Raw genomic sequence first — 17,164 nt, forward strand, 5'->3', positions numbered from 1 at the left:
TTTTTATGTTTTATTTTAGTAGTAATTAACTATTCTAGTACATATTTTTTTATTTGTAATATTTTGAAAAAAAATTTTAATATTTAATCATTCCTCCACCTAAAACAAAATCCTCGTAGTAAACTACTAAATGTTGTCCAGGGGCATTTTGTACATTTTCTTCCTCATATTCAAAATATATTTTTTCATTCTCTAGTAGAAGTTTTCCCTTTGCTCCAAAACTTGAAAATCTTGGTCTTCCAATGACTTCTTTTCCAATCATATCTTCAATATTTAACGGAGTTTTAAACTCTACTAACTCCACTCTTTTTCTTGATAACTCATCATATTCTCCCAAAACAATCTCATTTTTCTCAGGATTTATAGCTATAATAAAATATGCTCTTGGAAGTTTAAGATTTAACCCTCTTCTTTGACCAATAGTATATAGCTGATATCCTTCATGTTCTCCCATCACTTTTCCAGCTTTATCTACAAAATTTCCCTTTTTTATCTTCTCTCCTAAGTTTGCCTTTAAAAAGTCAATATACCCTTTCTTTGCAAAACATATTCCTTGGCTATCCTTTTTATCATGAACTTCTAAACCAATGCTTTTTCCTATCTCTCTTATCTCTACTTTAGTATATTTAAAAAGAGGAAATAGTAATCTAGGTATTTTATCTCCATCTAATCTATATAGCATATAACTTTGGTCTTTTTTACTATCTTCTGCCTTCTTCAAAAGAGTTTTATTAAACTCTTCACTATACTCTGTAGAACAATAATGTCCAGTTGCCACATAGTAAGCTCCCTCTTTGTCTGCTATATCAAAAAGTATCTTCATTTTTACTCTTTCATCACAGATTACACATGGCGAAGGTGTTATTCCACTTGAATATCCCTCTAAAAAATTATCAACTACTTGCTTTTGAAAAATATCCTCAATATCTATAACTATATGTTTTATTTCAAAAAATTTAGCTACCCTTTGTGCCGCTTCTATCTCCGCTTTTAAACCCTCCTCTTTTTTATGATTAAGAGTAACACCAATTACTTCATAACCTTGCTCTTGAAGCAAATATACAGAAGTAGACGAATCAACTCCTCCACTCATTCCCAATATAACTTTTTTTCTATCCATTATCATCTCCTTATTTTCTTATATGAATTTCTCCAATATTAAATAGTTTTTCTTGACCATCTATTTCAACTATCAATCTACCATCTTCAGCTATATCTTTAGCAACTCCAACACCTAGACTTTCCCCATATTTTACTATCTCTATCTCTTTATCTTTTAAATAATTATATGAGTTTATCTCTTTTAACACAAAGCTCCACTCCTCTGAAAAATATCTCTTAAATTCATTTATTATACAAAATATTATATCCTCTATCCTATAGAAATTTCCAGTTTTATTTTTTAAAGATATTGCCCTATCTTGAGCATATCCAAAATCACTATTATTTATATTTATCCCTATACCTATTATAAAGAAATCTTTTGTTTTTTCTACTAAAATACCACACAATTTTTTGTCATCTAAATATATATCGTTTGTCCACTTAAACTTATAATCTAAATACTCGATCTTTTTCAATCCACTCAATACAGATATTCCAGCAATTAAGGGTAATCTCATATACTCCTCTAAAGATATATTTTCTGCCTCTTTAAGAGCAAAGGAAAATATTGCCATTCCCTCATTTGATACCCATACATTCCCTCTACGTCCTACTCCAGCAGTTTGAGTTTTAGCAATTACACAATCGTAATCTTGTAAATTATTTTGCTCTTTTAAAAATTTATTAGTAGAATCTATCTCATCAAATCTAAATACTCTCATAATTCCTCCTTTCAAAATCTAAATTTTATTTCATTATCTTTAAAGAAGAAAAGAGGTTGTTATCATAACAGCCTCTAATTCCATCTTTATTTTTTAATTTTTTATTACATATATCTTACATATAGATATAATGTTCCTACTAATAGAGTTTCAAAAGCTATTAGTCCACCAAATTTAAAGAATTTCATAAAATCTATTTTACATCCAGCCTTACCTGCAGCCCCAACTGCAACAACGTTAGTTGCTGAACTTAGTATAGTAATATTTCCACCTAAACATGATCCAAATGATAATGCCCACCAAAAAGCTTGAGTATTTCCTAATCCATCAAATGAAGGTATCATTACACCTAAAATTTTTGAAACTGTAGCCGCATTTGCAACATTTCCTATTATAGATGTGAAAGCAGCTGATAACCAAGTTACAGCTATAACAGCCATGTCAAATTTTCCCTCTGTTAAGTGGATTATTTTATCCCCTATTATATTAATAATATTTAGATTTTCAATTCCTCTAATCATCATAAATAATCCTATAAAGAAGAATAAAGTTTCCCATTCTACATGTTCTAAAATCTCTTTTGGATGTCTCTTAGCAATTATTACTAATAAAATTGCTCCTGATAAAGATATTATAGCTAATCCTTTATTAATGAAGTTATTTAATATAAAACCTACTAACACTAAAGCAAATATTATAGCTGCTTGTTGTAAAAGTTTTTGATCTTTCAAACTTCTTGAAGAATCTAATTCCATAATTCTTGCTTTTAATTCATTTGATACAACCATATGTCTACCATAGATTATATAAACATTGATTATCAATATAACCATTGCTATAATTGACATTGGTGCTGTGTTAAATAGAAAAGCATTAAATCCTAAGTTCCCCTCTGCACCTATAATTAATTGTGTAGGATCCCCTATTAGAGTTGCTAATCCACCAATATTAGCAGACATTACCTCTGTTATTACAAAAGGAAATGGATCTAATTTTAATTGTTTTGCTAACAGTATTGATACTGGTGCCATAAGTAAAATTGTAGTAACATTATCTAGAAAAGCTGAACATAGAGCTGTTACAACAGCTAGTAAAACTACTAATCTAAATGGTTCTCCTCTTACTAGTTGTGCTACTTTAATAGCAAACCATTGGAATACACCAGTCTCTGATACTAAATGAACTATTATCATCATACCAATCAATAAAAATAAAATCTCTAATCTCTCTGAAACAGCTTCTAAAGCATCTTCTTCATTGATTATACCTATCAATGCCATTATTAAACCACCAATCATTGTTGCCCAAGCTTGAGGGACTTTTTCTGTTATCATCAGATAAAATACTGAAATAAAAACTACCAATCCTACTATTATATATATCATTTTTTATTTTCCTCCTTAAAAATATCTCCCCCACTATTTTAGTAAAAGTAATATTTTTATATATGTAAAACTTTTTTTATTATATCTGATCTTTTTATCATCCCATAATATTTTCCATTATCAACTACATATAATCTTGTTATTCCCTTATTTACCATAATGAAACAAATTTCCATGATAGGAGTTTTTCTATCTATTACTATCTCGTCTGATACTCTATAAAGATTTTTTATTGTAACTTTTGATTCATTTACTAAATACTCTTCAAAAGGCTCTCCCACAGTTAGGAAGTTTAAATCTTCCATAAGTGAAAGATATTCTGGCATACCATAATCAATAAGCTCTCTTTCTGTAATTTCTCCTAAAAACTTTCCATTTTTATCTACAACTGGAAGCCCACTTGTTTCTTCTAATATTAATCTTTTTGCTATCTCCTCTAACGTATTATCTGGAGTTGCTGGTTTAATATCTGGGCTAAGTACATCTTCTGCTACTATTCTATGTTCAAATTCAATATTAGCCTCTTGAAAATACTCAATTACTTTTTTAGGATTTCTTTCTTTTCTTATTTTTTCTAAAAGTTCTGTCTGTCTTAAAGCAAGTTTTGAGACTGCACTCATAACCTTTAATATATTTTTATTTTTTAATACATCTGAAATAATCAAAAAGACTAAATCTACTTTATCTTTTTGGTGTGTAGCTGCTATTTCACTCTCTATTGGATTATCAAGTAATCCGATAGCTACAATAAAGTCGTTAAAATTCTCTATTCTAGCATGAGGAATAGCTATTCCACTTCCTATCCCAGTAGATATCTCTTTTTCTCTTCTTATTATTGCCTCTTGTATTGATACTTGAGAAGCTTTTACTTTTTTGTCCTTCTCTCCTATTTTTTCTACCATCTCCTCTATTATCTCTTCTGGAGTTCTCCCCTTTAAATCAGTGAAGACAAAATTAGGATCTAGGTAACTTGAAAATTTCATAATTTTCACTCTCCTTAATAAAAATTTATAATATTTAAAAACTTTAAAAACATATTTATTTTAATTTAATTTAACAAAAGAGAGTTATGTTAAAACTCCCTTAACTCTGGTATTAACTAGTATACTCCTATTTTTAAAAATAAGCAACTCTTTTATTTAATCATAATAAAAAACTATCCAACAATAAAATAATTTTATTATTGGATAGTAATTCTACATTATTTTAGGGATAATTGCAAATCCATACACTGGTCCAGAATGAGATCCAATTGTTGCCCCAATCTCAAATCTTCCCTTATATTCAACCTTGCTATTCTCCTTTTGTTGATTCTTTATCTCATCTGCACTTAAAAGTTCCTTAGGAGTTCCTCCCCATGCTGTATAAAGTATCATACTTGTTTTTTTACTCTCTGTTTTTATAATTCTTTCCATCTGTCCAAAAGCTCCCGCTTCACCAAAAGCTTTACCATGAACAGTAATCTCTCCGTTTTCAAGCTTTAAAATAGGTTTTACTTTTAAAAATCCTCCAATTACTGAGGAAGCTCTTCCTATTCTTCCACCCTTTTCTAAATATTTAATATCATTTACAACAAAATACAGTTTTATTCTATCTTGTAACTGCTCTAATCTAGTAAGTATATTCTCCATACTTACACCATCTTTAGCCATTCTTGCTGCCTCAAGTACTTGATATCCCAATGACATCGCTACAGCTTTAGAATCTACTATTGTTATATTTTCACCTTTATGAACCATTCCCTTAGCAACTCTTGCTGCTTGTTGTGTTCCACTTAATTTACTTGATATATGAATAGATATTATTTTTTTATAACCTTTTTTAAATAATCTTTCATAAACTTCTTTAAATTCAGCTGGAGATGGCTGTGAAGTTTTAGGAATTATTGTTTCAGTTGTTATTCTTTTCCAAAACTCTCTCTTACTAAGTTCCACTCCATCTTTATAATAAGTATCCCCTATTTTTATTTTTAATGGTATAATTTCAATATTTAAATCCCCCATTAATTCAGGAGTTAAGTCAGAAGTAGAATCTGTTACAATAGCAATTTCTGGTAATGATATATCTCTTTGCTCAATATAAATATAGTAATGATAATTTTCCTGCCCTACACCTAATTCTACTTTCTCTACTTCATTTAACTCTTTGAAAACTTTATTTGCTTCTTCATCAGCATCTTTTCCATAAGATACAGTCACATTTAAACTATCCTTTGAAACATATTTTCTTACTATATCATCTAATAAACTCTTTAAATTTGTATTTTTTTCCTTAATCTTTCCATTTACAAGAGCAATATAATCTCCAACATTTATTATCAATTCATCAACTTTGGTATCTCTTACAGCTTGAGTTATTTCAATAGAGTAGTTACTTTTCATTTTTTCAATAGTTGTCTCAAGCTTCTCCTCTCTATCCTTAACTAAATAATATCCTTCTAGCATAGTTTTAGTTTCTATTACTAATATATCTTTCTTAGATCTCTCTGCTGCTATTTTAGCTGTTGATATTATATTTTTATTATTTGGTAAAATAATTATTCTCTCAGCTCTAATCTGTTTTATTCCCTCTTCTATATCTAAAACACTTGGGTTTTGTGTCTGCCCACCAATTAAAACAGCTGTAGCTCCAGCTTCAATATAATATTCTCCTAATTTTTTATTATCTACTATTGCAAAATATGCAACTTCACTTGAATTTTCATTATTTATTATGTACTTTTCATCATCTTTACTCTCTCTCTCTGATAATAATAGATTTTTATGTTGAAAAGCCATATTTTCAATCTTTATATTATTAAGTTGTCCATATTTTATAGCAATCTCTAAAACTTGACCAGGGTTGTTAGTATGAATATGAGTTTTTGTCTTATGAGTTGTTTGAGCACAAACCATTGAATCTCCATAACTCATAATCTCTTTCTTATATCCTTCTAAATCAAAATTTCCCTCTTCTATAATAAATTCTGTACAATATCTATACTTTATCTCTTCAGTAGTATGATAGCTATACTCCATTCTCTCTTTTCTTTTAGCTTGAGACTGTACAATTCTTTCTAAGTCTTTTAACATCTCTGGATCTGTTACAGATTTTTCAAACCCTTCAAGAACATAGAAAATTCCCTTTCCTCCAGCATCTACAACACCAGCTTCTTTCAATTTTGGTAAAAGATTAGGTGTTTCCTCTACCGCTTCCTTTGCAACATTTTTTAAATGTACTAAGAAAAGTATAAAGTCATCTCTATCACCTTGATATACAGCCGCTTCCTCTGCTACTCTTCTAATCACAGTCAACATAGTTCCCTCTACTGGTTCAGAAACTGCTTGATAAGCTCTCTCCTTTGCCATACCAAAAGCTTTTATTACATCATCAACTGTTATCTCTTCCTTATCCTCAATAGAGCTTAAAAAACCTTGAATAATTTGTGATAAAATTGTTCCTGAGTTTCCCCTTGCTCCCAATAATATAGCTTCTGATACTATCTCTACTAACTCTTTCATCTTAGGCTCATGATTTAATTTAATTAACTCATTCTCTACAGCTTGCAAAGTCATAGACATATTAGTTCCCGTATCTCCATCTGGAACTGGATACACATTCAAATCATTTAAAACATCAGCATATTTTGAAAGCCATCTACTTGCTGCTATTAAAAGTTTTGTCAATCTCATTGAGTTTAAGACTTTTATTTCTAATTTCATATAAAATTTTTACCTCCGATAAATTACTAGAATGTAGGAGGATTTACAACCCATATAGCTCTTGTTGGTTTATCTGTATTATTTTTAAATCTATGTCTTTGAGTCGATTTAAAATATAGGCTGTCCCCTTCATTCAAACTATGTACTACATCATCTATATACACATCTAACTTTCCTTCAACTATATAGATGAACTCTTCCCCGTGATGACTATAGTAACTTCTTCCACTCTCTCCATATGGTCCTATTTCATAAAGTATTGGTTCCATAGTTTTCTCCATATTTGATGATGTCAGAAGAGCCATCTTAGTATTTGAATCTAAACTCTCTATATATTTTCTAGCTTCTTTTCTTACTAACTCTGTATTTTGTCTTTCCTCTTCATCTTCTATAAGATAGCTTACTTTCACATCTAATGCAGTTGCTATCTTTTTCAAGTTTTCAATAGAAGGAGAAGCTTTTCCTTGTTCTATTTGTGATAAGAAACTTGCTGATAACTCTACCTTTGTTGCTAACTCTCTCAATGATAATCCTCTATCATTTCTACTCTTTTTTATTCTCTCACCTATACTGCTCATCTATCACACATCCTCACTTAAAATTTTTATTAAAGTAAAAAGAGTATGAGATACTGTTCTTTCCCTTATCTTATTTCTATCTCCTCTAAACACTCTCTTTTCTACGTATATTTTATCCTTAATCCTTATTCCCATATATACAAGTCCAACTGGTTTTTCATCACTTCCCCCACCTGGTCCCGCTATCCCAGTTGTTGAAAGTGCCACATCAGTATGAAGTCCCAGTACCATCTCTTTGGCTACCTCTTCACTGACAGCACCATATTTTTCTAAAGTTTCAGCCTTTACATTTAATCTTTTCTGCTTTGCTTCATTACTATATGAAACTACTCCCTCATAAAATATATCTGAAACTCCCGGAACATCTATAAGCTTACTTGCTAGCATTCCACCAGTACAAGACTCTGCCGTTGATACACTCAGATTTAATTTTTGAAGAAGTTCCACAACTTTTTTCTCTAATCTATCATTATCCTCTCCAAAAATGAACTCACCTATTCTATTATATATCTTTTTCACAATTTTTTCCACTTTATTTTTATTACTCATCTTACTTTGAAGTCTTATAAGGATACCATAATCTTTAACTAAGAACTCATAGTATATCCCCTCTTCTGTAAAAAACTCCCTAACAGCTTCATCTAATAAAGACTCAGCCATACCATAAGTAATTAAATCCTTTATATATATTTCATCATCTAGTAACTTTTTTTCCTTTGCATACCAAGTTAAAAATTTAGGTAACATATTATATAACTCTTTAGGTACCCCAGGAAAAGCCACTATATCATCTATATAAACTGCTGGAGCCATTCCTACATCATTTTTAAAAGTTACAGATCCCTCTGGTTTTTCAACCTCTTTGATATTTAGATTTTTAAACTTTAACCCTGCCTTTTCAAACTTATCTTTTAACTCTTCTAATTCTTCCTTATCTACAACAAGTGGTTTTTTTACATAATCTGCTATTACCTCTTTAGTTATATCATCAAGAGTAGGTCCTAATCCTCCAGACATAATTATCAAATCTACATATCTTTTACAATAATCTATAGCTCTATATATCTCCTCTTTAAAATCTCTTACAGTGATTTTAAACTCTATCTCCATTCCATACTTATTTAACTCTTCAGCTATATATAGACTATTAGTGTCTAAAGTTCCACCATTTAAAAGCTCTGTTCCTACAAGTATAACTCCTACTTTCATTTACCTTCCTCCTAAAAGAAAATAGTCCAGATACAAACCATAATAAAGTTTCCTATAACTCCAGCTAAAAAATCATCTAAAACAACACCTATTCCATTATCAAAGTGTTGAGCTTTATCTATTGGACCAATCTTTGTTATATCTAAAAATCTAAAAATTATAAAAGCTAATCCCATTGCTACTAAATTTTGAAATACACCTACAGGATTGATTAGAAAAAGTGTTGTAAGATATCCTAATACTTCATCTATAACTACATTTTGAGGATCCTCTTTTTTAAAAATTTCTCTCTCACATAGATCAGATACATAGACAGAGACTCCAAAAAAAGTCATCAAAAACATGAAGTAAAATGAGTTATATACCATATTATTTGGGAAAAATCCTCTTATAAAAGATAAAAGAATAAAAACTGGTATTCCACCTAATGTTCCAAAAGTTCCAGGTGCCTTTGGTATATCTCCCAATCCAAACCAAGTTCCTAAATTTCTTACCACTTTTCTATCCATAATTAATATACCCCTCTCTCATAGTTATAAGCTTTGTAGAATCCAGTTCTATTTTTCATATCTTCTAGTACTTTTTCTACCTCTGCCCCTGTTTCAGTTGTAAACTCTAATACTACCTCATCAATCATTAAATCGTTCAATTTTTTTAAATCATTTAGAATATTTAAAGGCTTTTCTAAATATATCTCAGTATTTCCAACATCATTTTTTATAGCTGTAAATGTATCTCCCTCTTCATTTTTAAGAATCTCTCTCTCCTTTTCAAATAAAGGTAACTCTATATACATTCCCTTAAGTCTTGAATATCCTAATATAGCTTTTTTCACAGAAGTTTTTCCAAGCTCTTTTATCTTTTCAAAACTTAACTCTGGAGATATGATCACACTCTCCACCTTTCCTGTTTCTGCTAATACCTCTACACTATATCTGTTTGTTATATTCAAGTTCCAATTTACCATAACCTTATCATTATTATTTTCTAGTAATTGATAAAGATTTGAGGCTAATTTACTATTTAAATCATGCTCTATTAAGCTTCCCTCTTTAGCTATATCAATTCCTCTTTTATATATCTTTTCTATTCCATATTTTTTTACTATATTCTCTTGAACAAGGTTAGATACTATAGCTACAAGTTCTATTTCTCTTGACTTTTCCTCTACTATAGGAAGTGAATATCTGTTTCCAGCCTTTCTTCTATAGCTTTCAACCAACTCTTTTTCTAATTTTTCTACACAATCTCTTCTCAAAGATTTTAGTACTGAAAGTGGCATAAAAATTCCCTCATCTATATCACAAGAAAACTCTCCTAAAGTGAATGTAGAATCTCCCATTTCAGATATCTTTTCTCTTAACTCTTCAGATGTAAGAGACTTCTTACTAGCTTTTTCAATCTCCTTTTCTCCTATGACTTTTACAGCTACCTCAATACCTAAATTATTTTTTGCAACTAACTCAAGAACTGGTTTTTCACCTATATGTCCTATAAAATTTCCAGAAATTAAAAGTCTTTGCTCCTCTTTCTTCATCTTACTTTGTGCATCATCATTTACCTCTTTAGAGTAACTTTTAAAAACATACTTACTTCCTCTAGGTACATCTTTCAATACTATTACCTCATTAGCTTCAGCAGATTTTCTACTCATATCTCCATTTTTTAACTCTATTTTATTAATATATCCTCCACCTAATTTCTCAAAATCCTTTGAAAGATATATTATTCCATCTCCTAATACTACTCTACTTTTTAATTTTAACTCTTTTCCACTTAATAATCCTAAATTTTTTCCTAAATTGTATGAATAATCTTTATTCATAATATAGTTATCATTTCCATAGAAATAACCTTTACTATATCCTCTATTAAATAGTTCAGAAGATTTTTCCTGTGCCTTTATCCCATCTATTAAATCTCTATAATATGAAACTGTTTCAAATACATAATTAGGGTCTTTCATTCTTCCCTCTATCTTTATACTCTCTATTCCAATACCTTTTAGTTTCTTTATCTCTTCAAAACCTAAAAGTTGGTCCTTTGGACTAAGTAAATATCCCTTTTCTCCACTGGAATTCTCATATTTTTTTCTACAAGGTTGAGCACACATTCCTCTATTTCCACTTCTACTTCCTATAAAACTACTCATATAGCAATTTCCAGAGTAACAGATACATAGAGCTCCTGAAACAAATATTTCTAACTCAATCGAAGTATTCTCCCTTATCTTTTTTATCTCTTCAAAAGTCATCTCCCTAGGTAATACAACCCTTGTAAATCCTAATTTTCTAAGATATTCTGCTTCATAGTGATTTCCAACCGTCATCTGAGTACTTCCATGGTACTCCATATTTGGGAAGTTCTCTTTCATATATTTAAAATATCCTAAATCTTGAACTATTACAGCATCTAATCCATGTTCATACAATACTTTCAGATTAGGATATAGAAACTCCATCTCCTTCTCCATCATAATTGTATTCAATGTTAAAAATATTTTTACTCCTCTTTTATGAGCATAATCAATTGCCTCTTTATACTCTTCTAAAGTAAAATTTTCAGCATTTCTTCTGGCTCCAAATCCTTTTAGTCCCATATATATCTCTTGTGCTCCCGCTTTTACAGCAGCATAAAATCTCTCCATATTTCCCGCTGGGGCTACTATTTTCATTTAATTACCTCTCTTAACTCTTTATATACTTTTAATACTTTCCCCTTTAACTCTTCCAATGTTCCATCATTCATTATCACTATATCAGCTCTTTTTATCTTATCATCTAGCGACATTTGATTAGCTATTATATTTCTAGCTACTTCTTCACTACTTCCATCTCTTTGGATAACTCTTTCAATTTGCTTTTTTCTATCTACACCAACCACAATAACTTTATCACATAGAGCATCCATTTTAGCTTCGTATAGTAAAGGAATATCAAATATTAAGAGCTCATCTCTCCTATTTCTCTCTCTTCTCTCTTTAAAATACTCTATCACTTGTGGATGTATGATACTATTTAACTTTTGAACTAATTCTCTATCTTGAAAAACTCGCTCTCTTAATTTTCCTCTAACTATTTTTCCATTTTCATCTAAAATATCTCTACCAAAAATATTACAGATCTCATCTATAGTAACTTTTCTTTCACTTATCTCTCTTGCAACTATATCAGCATCTACAATTTCTACTCCTAATTCCTTAAAAAAATTGCTAACAGTCGATTTTCCACTAGCAATTCCTCCAGTTAATCCTATTATCATTTTTTACTCCTAAATATTATAAACTATTGCTCCTGCTATCCCACATCCTACCATAATATATATAGGATTTGCTTTATATTTTCTTAAGAAAAACATACCTACTAAGAAAAATACTACAGATACATAATTTATAGAGATCTCTGACCCTAAGCTTTTTTGCCCTATAAAAGCTAAAAGCGTTATTGATATCCCTGCTGTTGCTATTAAAGCTACTACTGCTGGTCTTAATCCATATAAAATATCAGACATACTATTTAAATTTCTATATTTTACATATATGTGTGCTAAGAAAAGAACTATTATAAAAGATGGGCTTACACAACCAAAAGTTGCTATTATAGCACCTAAAAGTCCTCCTACTTGCGTTCCTACAAAGGTAGCTGTATTTATAGCTATAGGTCCAGGTGTCATTTGAGATATAGTTATAATATCTGTAAACTCTGTCATCGTTATCCATTTTTGTAGCTCTACTATCTCTTTTTGAATAAGTGGTAAGGAAGCATAACCTCCACCAATACTGAAAAGTCCTATCTTAAAAAAACTCCAATAAAGTTGTAAATAAATCATTGTATTTTACCTCTCTTCCTTCTATACATATTATATAGTAATCCAAAAATACCACATACCAATATAATAATCATTATATTGACATAAAAAGTTGCAATGAATACTGCAATCATTATTCCAATAGAAACTTTATCTTTTTTTCTAACATCATTTACCATATTAAAAACTACATCAACAATAATTGCCGCCACTCCTGCTTGCATACCATTCATAGCTCCATTCACTATCTTATTATCTCTAAAAGCTATATAAAATAGTGAAATTATTGAAATTATTATAAGTGGAGGTAACACAGTCCCAACTAAAGCTATTATTGCTCCTAAAACACCTGCCAATTTGTAACCTATTATAAGCGATGAATTAATTGCTATAGCTCCAGGTGATGATTGAGCAATAGCAATTAAGTTCAACATCTCTTGCTCATCTATCCAGCCATATTCATTTACAAATTTTTTTCTCATAAGTGGCACTATTACATATCCACCACCAAATGTAAAGGCACTTAGTGAAAAAGTTGAAAGAAAAAGTTTTAAGTAAAATTTTTTATCTTTTATCATTATTGACCCCTTTTTATTTTTTGTTTCTTCATATTATATAATTTTTTTTAAATTTTTTCCAATGGAATTTGTATTTCTGTTACATATTCATTTTTATTTTCTGTAATATGCATCTCTATGTGATAAATCTCTATAATATCTCCATTAACTTGTAATCCATTTATTTCCATATATTTTTTCAACTTTTTATAGTGCTCTCCTACAGTAGAATAATCTCCTCTAAAAAAATATGTCAAATACTCCCCAGCTTCTATAAAAGTTTCCATTTTATCTGTAGTAACTATAAATGTTCCACTGTAGTTATAGTAATCATCCTTAATCCAATTTTCCAATTTAATGATAGTTCCTATCTCACTTTCTGTAAATATAAAATCATTATCCTCTTGAGATATGGTCTTTAACTTTTTTAACTCTAAATTTATCTCACTCTCTTCTTGGAACTTTCCACTTTTTAGTAAAATATATCTTCTATCAAAAGTTTTTATCTTGGGTATCTCATATTCTTGAAAATTTTTAAAATAAGCTATCTTCTTTTTCTTTAGCTTCAATTCTTTCTTTAATTTCAATAATTTATTTAAATTCTCATCTATCTTTTCTAATTGAAAATCTATCATTTCTGAAGTTTTATCTATACTCCTTGTTTCAAGAAAATCTGTAATCTCTTTTAATCCGACACCTAAATTTCTTAAACTTCTAATATTATTTAATTTCCATAACTGTTTTTCTGAATAATATCTATAACCATTTTCCTTTTTTATATCTGGAACTAAAAGTCCTATCTTTTCATAATATCTTAAAATATCGTTACTAATATTGTATAATTTACTAATTTCACCTATCTTATATAACTTTTTCATAACACACCTCTAGCAATATTATACCATATTTTTCTTGACTCTTGAACTATTCTAAGGTTTACAATATATACCGAATAAATTATATTGGAGTGATTTTTTATGAAACAGGATAAAAACATTTTAAAAACTATTCTAAGGTATACTATTCCCTCTGTTGTATCTATGTGGGTTTTTACTATATATACTATGGTAGATGGAATATTTATTGGAAGATATGTTGGTCCCTTAGGACTTGCTGGAGTAAATATAACTATGCCACTTATCAATCTTACCTTTGCCATTGGAATAATGATAGCTGTTGGAAGTTCCACTCTCATAGCTATACACTATGGTGAAGGGGACTGAACAGCTGGAAATAAGATATTTACAACAGCAGTATACTCACTTCTTACCTGTGGTATTCTTATTTCATTAATTATTACAATTTTTATTGACCCTATCATATATTTCCTAGGTGGAAACGATATACTTTATCCATATATTAAAGATTATTTGAGGATAATTATTCTTTTTTGTACCTGCTATATGACTGGGTATGCTTTAGAAATATATATTAAAGTTGACGGTAATCCAGTCTATCCAACTCTTTGTGTAGTGACAGGAGGAGTTGTAAATATTTTATTAGATTATATTTTTGTAGTACTCTTCCACTTTGGAATAAAAGGAGCTGCACTAGCTACTGGATTATCACAAGTAACTACAACTTCATTACTCTTTTACTATATATTTTTTAAGACTAAAAGAGTTAAATTTACTAAAATTACCTACTCTATTTTTAATTTATTAAAAATAATGAAAGTAGGTTTTGCAGAATTCTTAGCTGAAGTATCTACTGGAATATCAATTTTTGTTTTTAATTTAGTAATTTTAAAACAATTAGGTGAAAGTGGAATCTCTGCCTTTGGAATTATTGGATATATCTCCTCTTTTATAACTATGACTATGATTGGCTTTAATCAAGGAGTTCAACCCATCTTCAGCTTTAATTTAGGAGCAAAAGAGTATAAAAAGATATCACAGATTATGAAAATAAGTTTTTCTATTTTAGCTTTACTTGGAATATTTTTCTATACTATTATCAATATTTTCTCATTAAATATTGTAACTGTATTCCTGAGCGAGATAAAGGACATTAGTTTAACTCAAAGAGCTCTTACTATCTATAGTTTTGCATATCTTATCTGTGGATTTAATATATTTATAGCTGGCTATTTTACAGCTTTAGACAGAGTAAAACTCTCTACTATAATAACTTCCTTAAGGGGTATTGTCCTACTTATTACTTTAATTTTATTACTACCTAAGCTCTTTGGAACCCCTGGAATTTGGATAACAGTTTTTGTAACAGAGTTACTTACTTTAGTAGTATCTATAATTTTTATAAAAAGCTACAATCCTATTTTCAAAATATAGAAATTTATGTTATAATATTAAAAAAATTTTAAGAGGTATAAGATGGTTAAATTAATTATTACTGATATGGATGGTACATTACTAAATAGTAAAAATGAAATCAACAATGAATTTTGGGAGATACAAGAAAAGCTAGCAAAAGATGGTGTTATTTTTTCTGTAGCAAGTGGAAGACCTTACTATAATTTAGTTGAAAAGTTTAAAACATTAATGGATAGCATGCTTTTTATCTGTGAAAATGGAGCATATGTTGTTTTTCAAGGTAAAGAGATCTATTCAAATGTTATAAAAAGAGAGGATATATTCTTTCTATTGAATATATGTAAAAATATTGAGGGGATTGTACCTATACTTTGTGGAAAAGATTCTGCTTACGTTGAAAGAAAAAGCTATTTTGATGAAAAATATGATTTTAAACCTGAGATAAATAAGTACTATAATAAACTACAAATCGTTGAAAACTTTGATGAAGTTGAGGATGAATTCCTAAAAATAGCAATCTGTGACTCTCTAATTGCAGAAAAAAACAGTTATAATTATTTTAAAAATTATGAAGATAGATTCCAAGTTGTACTTTCAGGGAAAGTTTGGATGGATTTAGGAAAAATTGATACAAGTAAAGGAATGGCTATAAAAATGACTCAAAAGAACTTAGGAATATCATATGATGAAACTATGGCCTTTGGTGATTATTTAAATGACTACTCTATGATGAAGGAGGCAAAATATAGCTATGCTATGAAAAATGCTCACCCTCAACTTAAAGAGGTTGCAAATTTTATCACTGAAAATGATAATGATAATAATGGTGTTGTTGAAACTATTAAACAATATTTTCCAAATTTAAAATAAATAACCAATAGAAAAAGGTTACTTTCTTCAATCACTGGTCTTCTCCAGTATTGATTATAGTAACCTTTTTTAGTTGCTTATAACTTATTTAAAAATTTTTTATTTATGCCATTATTTTTTTCAATATTCTTACTTTCTTTTTCATTAATTTGGGAATCAATCCAACAACCTTTCCAACCAATAATGCCGCTATAAAAGTTCCTTCTCTCACTCCTATGATATTTTTTAAAAATATATAAGATATACCTACTGCGATAATAACAGTAATCACATCAAATCCTACTTTTATATTATGAAATTCAAAGACAGTCTTTTCTTTTAAAGCCATCATTACTCCTTCGGCAGGTAATGGTATCAATCTTGCTTCTAAATATAAAAAGACTCCTATTCCTATTAATGTTATACTTATCAGCATATAGCCCAATCTAATTAAGTAATTTTCTGAAGGCTCAAAATAAAAAATCATATTTGAGAAAGAGACAAAATAACCAAATAAGCTGGCACATAAAATTTGTAATAAATTTTTTAATTTAAACTCTTTTCTTAGTATAAAAAATTGTAAAATAATATAGCTACAAAATATAATAGATACACATAAACCTTGATCTATTCCTAAAATAATACTTACAACATATGGTATTGCATTTACTGGAGAAACTCCTAAATTAGATTTTACAGAAAATGTTACCCCTATTGCCATAATAAATAATCCTACACAATAAACCATTACTTTAATAATATTTTTCATAAAATACCTCTCCTTCTTATCAACAAATTTCATTTTATAACTTAGAATTTTAACTGTCAAGATATTTTTACAAAAAATAAAAAAAAAGCTTGGCAAGTTCCTATCCTCCCAGGAGGCTTCCCTCCAAGTACTTTCAGCGTTTACGGGCTTAACTTCCAGGTTCGGAATGTATCTGGGTGTACCCCCGTAGCTATTCTCACCAAGCTATAT

General features: G+C 29.3%; 15 protein-coding genes, 1 rRNA gene and 1 pseudogene. 2 read left to right on the top strand and 15 right to left on the bottom strand.

Annotated elements, in window-relative coordinates:
- Positions 1-76 precede the first annotated feature (76 nt).
- The 13 genes from mnmA to IAA47_08060 all read right to left on the bottom strand — a co-directional run bounded on the left by mnmA (position 77) and on the right by IAA47_08060 (position 13,941).
- Positions 77-1,120 carry a tRNA 2-thiouridine(34) synthase MnmA gene (gene mnmA, locus IAA47_08000; protein MBU3842903.1) on the bottom strand — a complete coding sequence of 348 codons (1,044 nt, stop codon included), beginning with the start codon at positions 1,118-1,120 and terminating at the stop codon, positions 77-79.
- A 10-nt stretch (positions 1,121-1,130) separates the two neighbouring features.
- Entirely contained in the window at positions 1,131-1,826 is a 696-nt protein-coding gene (locus IAA47_08005) for a biotin--[acetyl-CoA-carboxylase] ligase (GenBank protein ID MBU3842904.1), read from the bottom strand.
- A 104-nt stretch (positions 1,827-1,930) separates the two neighbouring features.
- Positions 1,931-3,211 (bottom strand): ArsB/NhaD family transporter, encoded by a 1,281-nt coding sequence (locus IAA47_08010; protein ID MBU3842905.1) that lies wholly within the window; start codon positions 3,209-3,211, stop codon positions 1,931-1,933.
- 56 nt (positions 3,212-3,267) lie between these two features.
- Positions 3,268-4,194 (bottom strand): PTS sugar transporter subunit IIA, encoded by a 927-nt coding sequence (locus IAA47_08015; protein MBU3842906.1) that lies wholly within the window; start codon positions 4,192-4,194, stop codon positions 3,268-3,270.
- A gap of 213 nt (positions 4,195-4,407) precedes the next feature.
- Complete coding sequence (locus IAA47_08020) at positions 4,408-6,912, bottom strand: DegV family EDD domain-containing protein (GenBank protein ID MBU3842907.1); 2,505 nt, start codon at positions 6,910-6,912, stop codon at positions 4,408-4,410.
- Positions 6,913-6,938: 26 nt separating this feature from the next.
- Positions 6,939-7,490: a cupin domain-containing protein gene (locus IAA47_08025; GenBank protein MBU3842908.1), complete on the bottom strand. Its 552-nt coding sequence runs from the start codon at positions 7,488-7,490 to the stop codon at positions 6,939-6,941.
- Positions 7,491-7,493: 3 nt separating this feature from the next.
- On the bottom strand, positions 7,494-8,699 hold the full coding sequence (locus IAA47_08030; protein MBU3842909.1) for a CinA family nicotinamide mononucleotide deamidase-related protein: 1,206 nt from the start codon (positions 8,697-8,699) through the stop codon (positions 7,494-7,496).
- 11 nt (positions 8,700-8,710) lie between these two features.
- Entirely contained in the window at positions 8,711-9,208 is a 498-nt protein-coding gene (locus IAA47_08035) for a phosphatidylglycerophosphatase A (GenBank protein ID MBU3842910.1), read from the bottom strand.
- 2 nt (positions 9,209-9,210) lie between these two features.
- Positions 9,211-11,373: a U32 family peptidase gene (locus IAA47_08040; GenBank protein ID MBU3842911.1), complete on the bottom strand. Its 2,163-nt coding sequence runs from the start codon at positions 11,371-11,373 to the stop codon at positions 9,211-9,213.
- Positions 11,370-11,960, bottom strand: a complete 591-nt coding sequence (gene coaE, locus IAA47_08045) for a dephospho-CoA kinase (protein ID MBU3842912.1) — start codon at positions 11,958-11,960, stop codon at positions 11,370-11,372. Before coaE ends, IAA47_08040 begins: the two co-directional genes overlap by 4 nt.
- Before the next feature lie 9 nt (positions 11,961-11,969).
- On the bottom strand, positions 11,970-12,527 hold the full coding sequence (locus IAA47_08050) for a chromate transporter (GenBank protein MBU3842913.1): 558 nt from the start codon (positions 12,525-12,527) through the stop codon (positions 11,970-11,972).
- Positions 12,524-13,084 (bottom strand): chromate transporter, encoded by a 561-nt coding sequence (locus IAA47_08055; GenBank protein ID MBU3842914.1) that lies wholly within the window; start codon positions 13,082-13,084, stop codon positions 12,524-12,526. The genes IAA47_08050 and IAA47_08055 overlap by 4 nt, the downstream gene beginning before the upstream one ends.
- Before the next feature lie 47 nt (positions 13,085-13,131).
- Positions 13,132-13,941, bottom strand: coding sequence for a MerR family transcriptional regulator (locus tag IAA47_08060; GenBank protein MBU3842915.1), 810 nt, complete (start codon positions 13,939-13,941; stop codon positions 13,132-13,134).
- Positions 13,942-14,040: 99 nt separating this feature from the next.
- Here IAA47_08060 and IAA47_08065 point away from each other — a divergent pair.
- Together IAA47_08065 and IAA47_08070 are read left to right on the top strand one after the other, a co-directional pair.
- Positions 14,041-15,354, top strand: a pseudogene (locus IAA47_08065) (MATE family efflux transporter).
- A gap of 42 nt (positions 15,355-15,396) precedes the next feature.
- The gene (locus tag IAA47_08070) at positions 15,397-16,206 is read left to right on the top strand and encodes a Cof-type HAD-IIB family hydrolase (protein MBU3842916.1); all 810 of its coding nucleotides are present in this window, start codon (positions 15,397-15,399) and stop codon (positions 16,204-16,206) included.
- A gap of 103 nt (positions 16,207-16,309) precedes the next feature.
- Here IAA47_08070 and IAA47_08075 read toward each other — a convergent pair whose 3' ends face one another.
- Positions 16,310-16,954: a hypothetical protein gene (locus tag IAA47_08075; GenBank protein ID MBU3842917.1), complete on the bottom strand. Its 645-nt coding sequence runs from the start codon at positions 16,952-16,954 to the stop codon at positions 16,310-16,312.
- An 87-nt stretch (positions 16,955-17,041) separates the two neighbouring features.
- Positions 17,042-17,158 (bottom strand): 5S ribosomal RNA (gene rrf, locus IAA47_08080).
- Positions 17,159-17,164 lie beyond the last annotated feature (6 nt).

This window comes from Candidatus Fusobacterium pullicola (assembly GCA_018883725.1).
GTDB classification, from domain to species: domain Bacteria; phylum Fusobacteriota; class Fusobacteriia; order Fusobacteriales; family Fusobacteriaceae; genus Fusobacterium_A; species Fusobacterium_A pullicola.

Coding starts and splice junctions, on each gene's coding strand:
- mnmA (MBU3842903.1), bottom strand. CDS start 1,120: ATGGATAGAAAAAAAGTTATATTGGGAATGAGTGGAGGAGTTGATTCG.
- IAA47_08005 (MBU3842904.1), bottom strand. CDS start 1,826: ATGAGAGTATTTAGATTTGATGAGATAGATTCTACTAATAAATTTTTA.
- IAA47_08010 (MBU3842905.1), bottom strand. CDS start 3,211: ATGATATATATAATAGTAGGATTGGTAGTTTTTATTTCAGTATTTTAT.
- IAA47_08015 (MBU3842906.1), bottom strand. CDS start 4,194: ATGAAATTTTCAAGTTACCTAGATCCTAATTTTGTCTTCACTGATTTA.
- IAA47_08020 (MBU3842907.1), bottom strand. CDS start 6,912: ATGAAATTAGAAATAAAAGTCTTAAACTCAATGAGATTGACAAAACTT.
- IAA47_08025 (MBU3842908.1), bottom strand. CDS start 7,490: ATGAGCAGTATAGGTGAGAGAATAAAAAAGAGTAGAAATGATAGAGGA.
- IAA47_08030 (MBU3842909.1), bottom strand. CDS start 8,699: ATGAAAGTAGGAGTTATACTTGTAGGAACAGAGCTTTTAAATGGTGGA.
- IAA47_08035 (MBU3842910.1), bottom strand. CDS start 9,208: ATGGATAGAAAAGTGGTAAGAAATTTAGGAACTTGGTTTGGATTGGGA.
- IAA47_08040 (MBU3842911.1), bottom strand. CDS start 11,373: ATGAAAATAGTAGCCCCAGCGGGAAATATGGAGAGATTTTATGCTGCT.
- coaE (MBU3842912.1), bottom strand. CDS start 11,960: ATGATAATAGGATTAACTGGAGGAATTGCTAGTGGAAAATCGACTGTT.
- IAA47_08050 (MBU3842913.1), bottom strand. CDS start 12,527: ATGATTTATTTACAACTTTATTGGAGTTTTTTTAAGATAGGACTTTTC.
- IAA47_08055 (MBU3842914.1), bottom strand. CDS start 13,084: ATGATAAAAGATAAAAAATTTTACTTAAAACTTTTTCTTTCAACTTTT.
- IAA47_08060 (MBU3842915.1), bottom strand. CDS start 13,941: ATGAAAAAGTTATATAAGATAGGTGAAATTAGTAAATTATACAATATT.
- IAA47_08070 (MBU3842916.1), top strand. CDS start 15,397: ATGGTTAAATTAATTATTACTGATATGGATGGTACATTACTAAATAGT.
- IAA47_08075 (MBU3842917.1), bottom strand. CDS start 16,954: ATGAAAAATATTATTAAAGTAATGGTTTATTGTGTAGGATTATTTATT.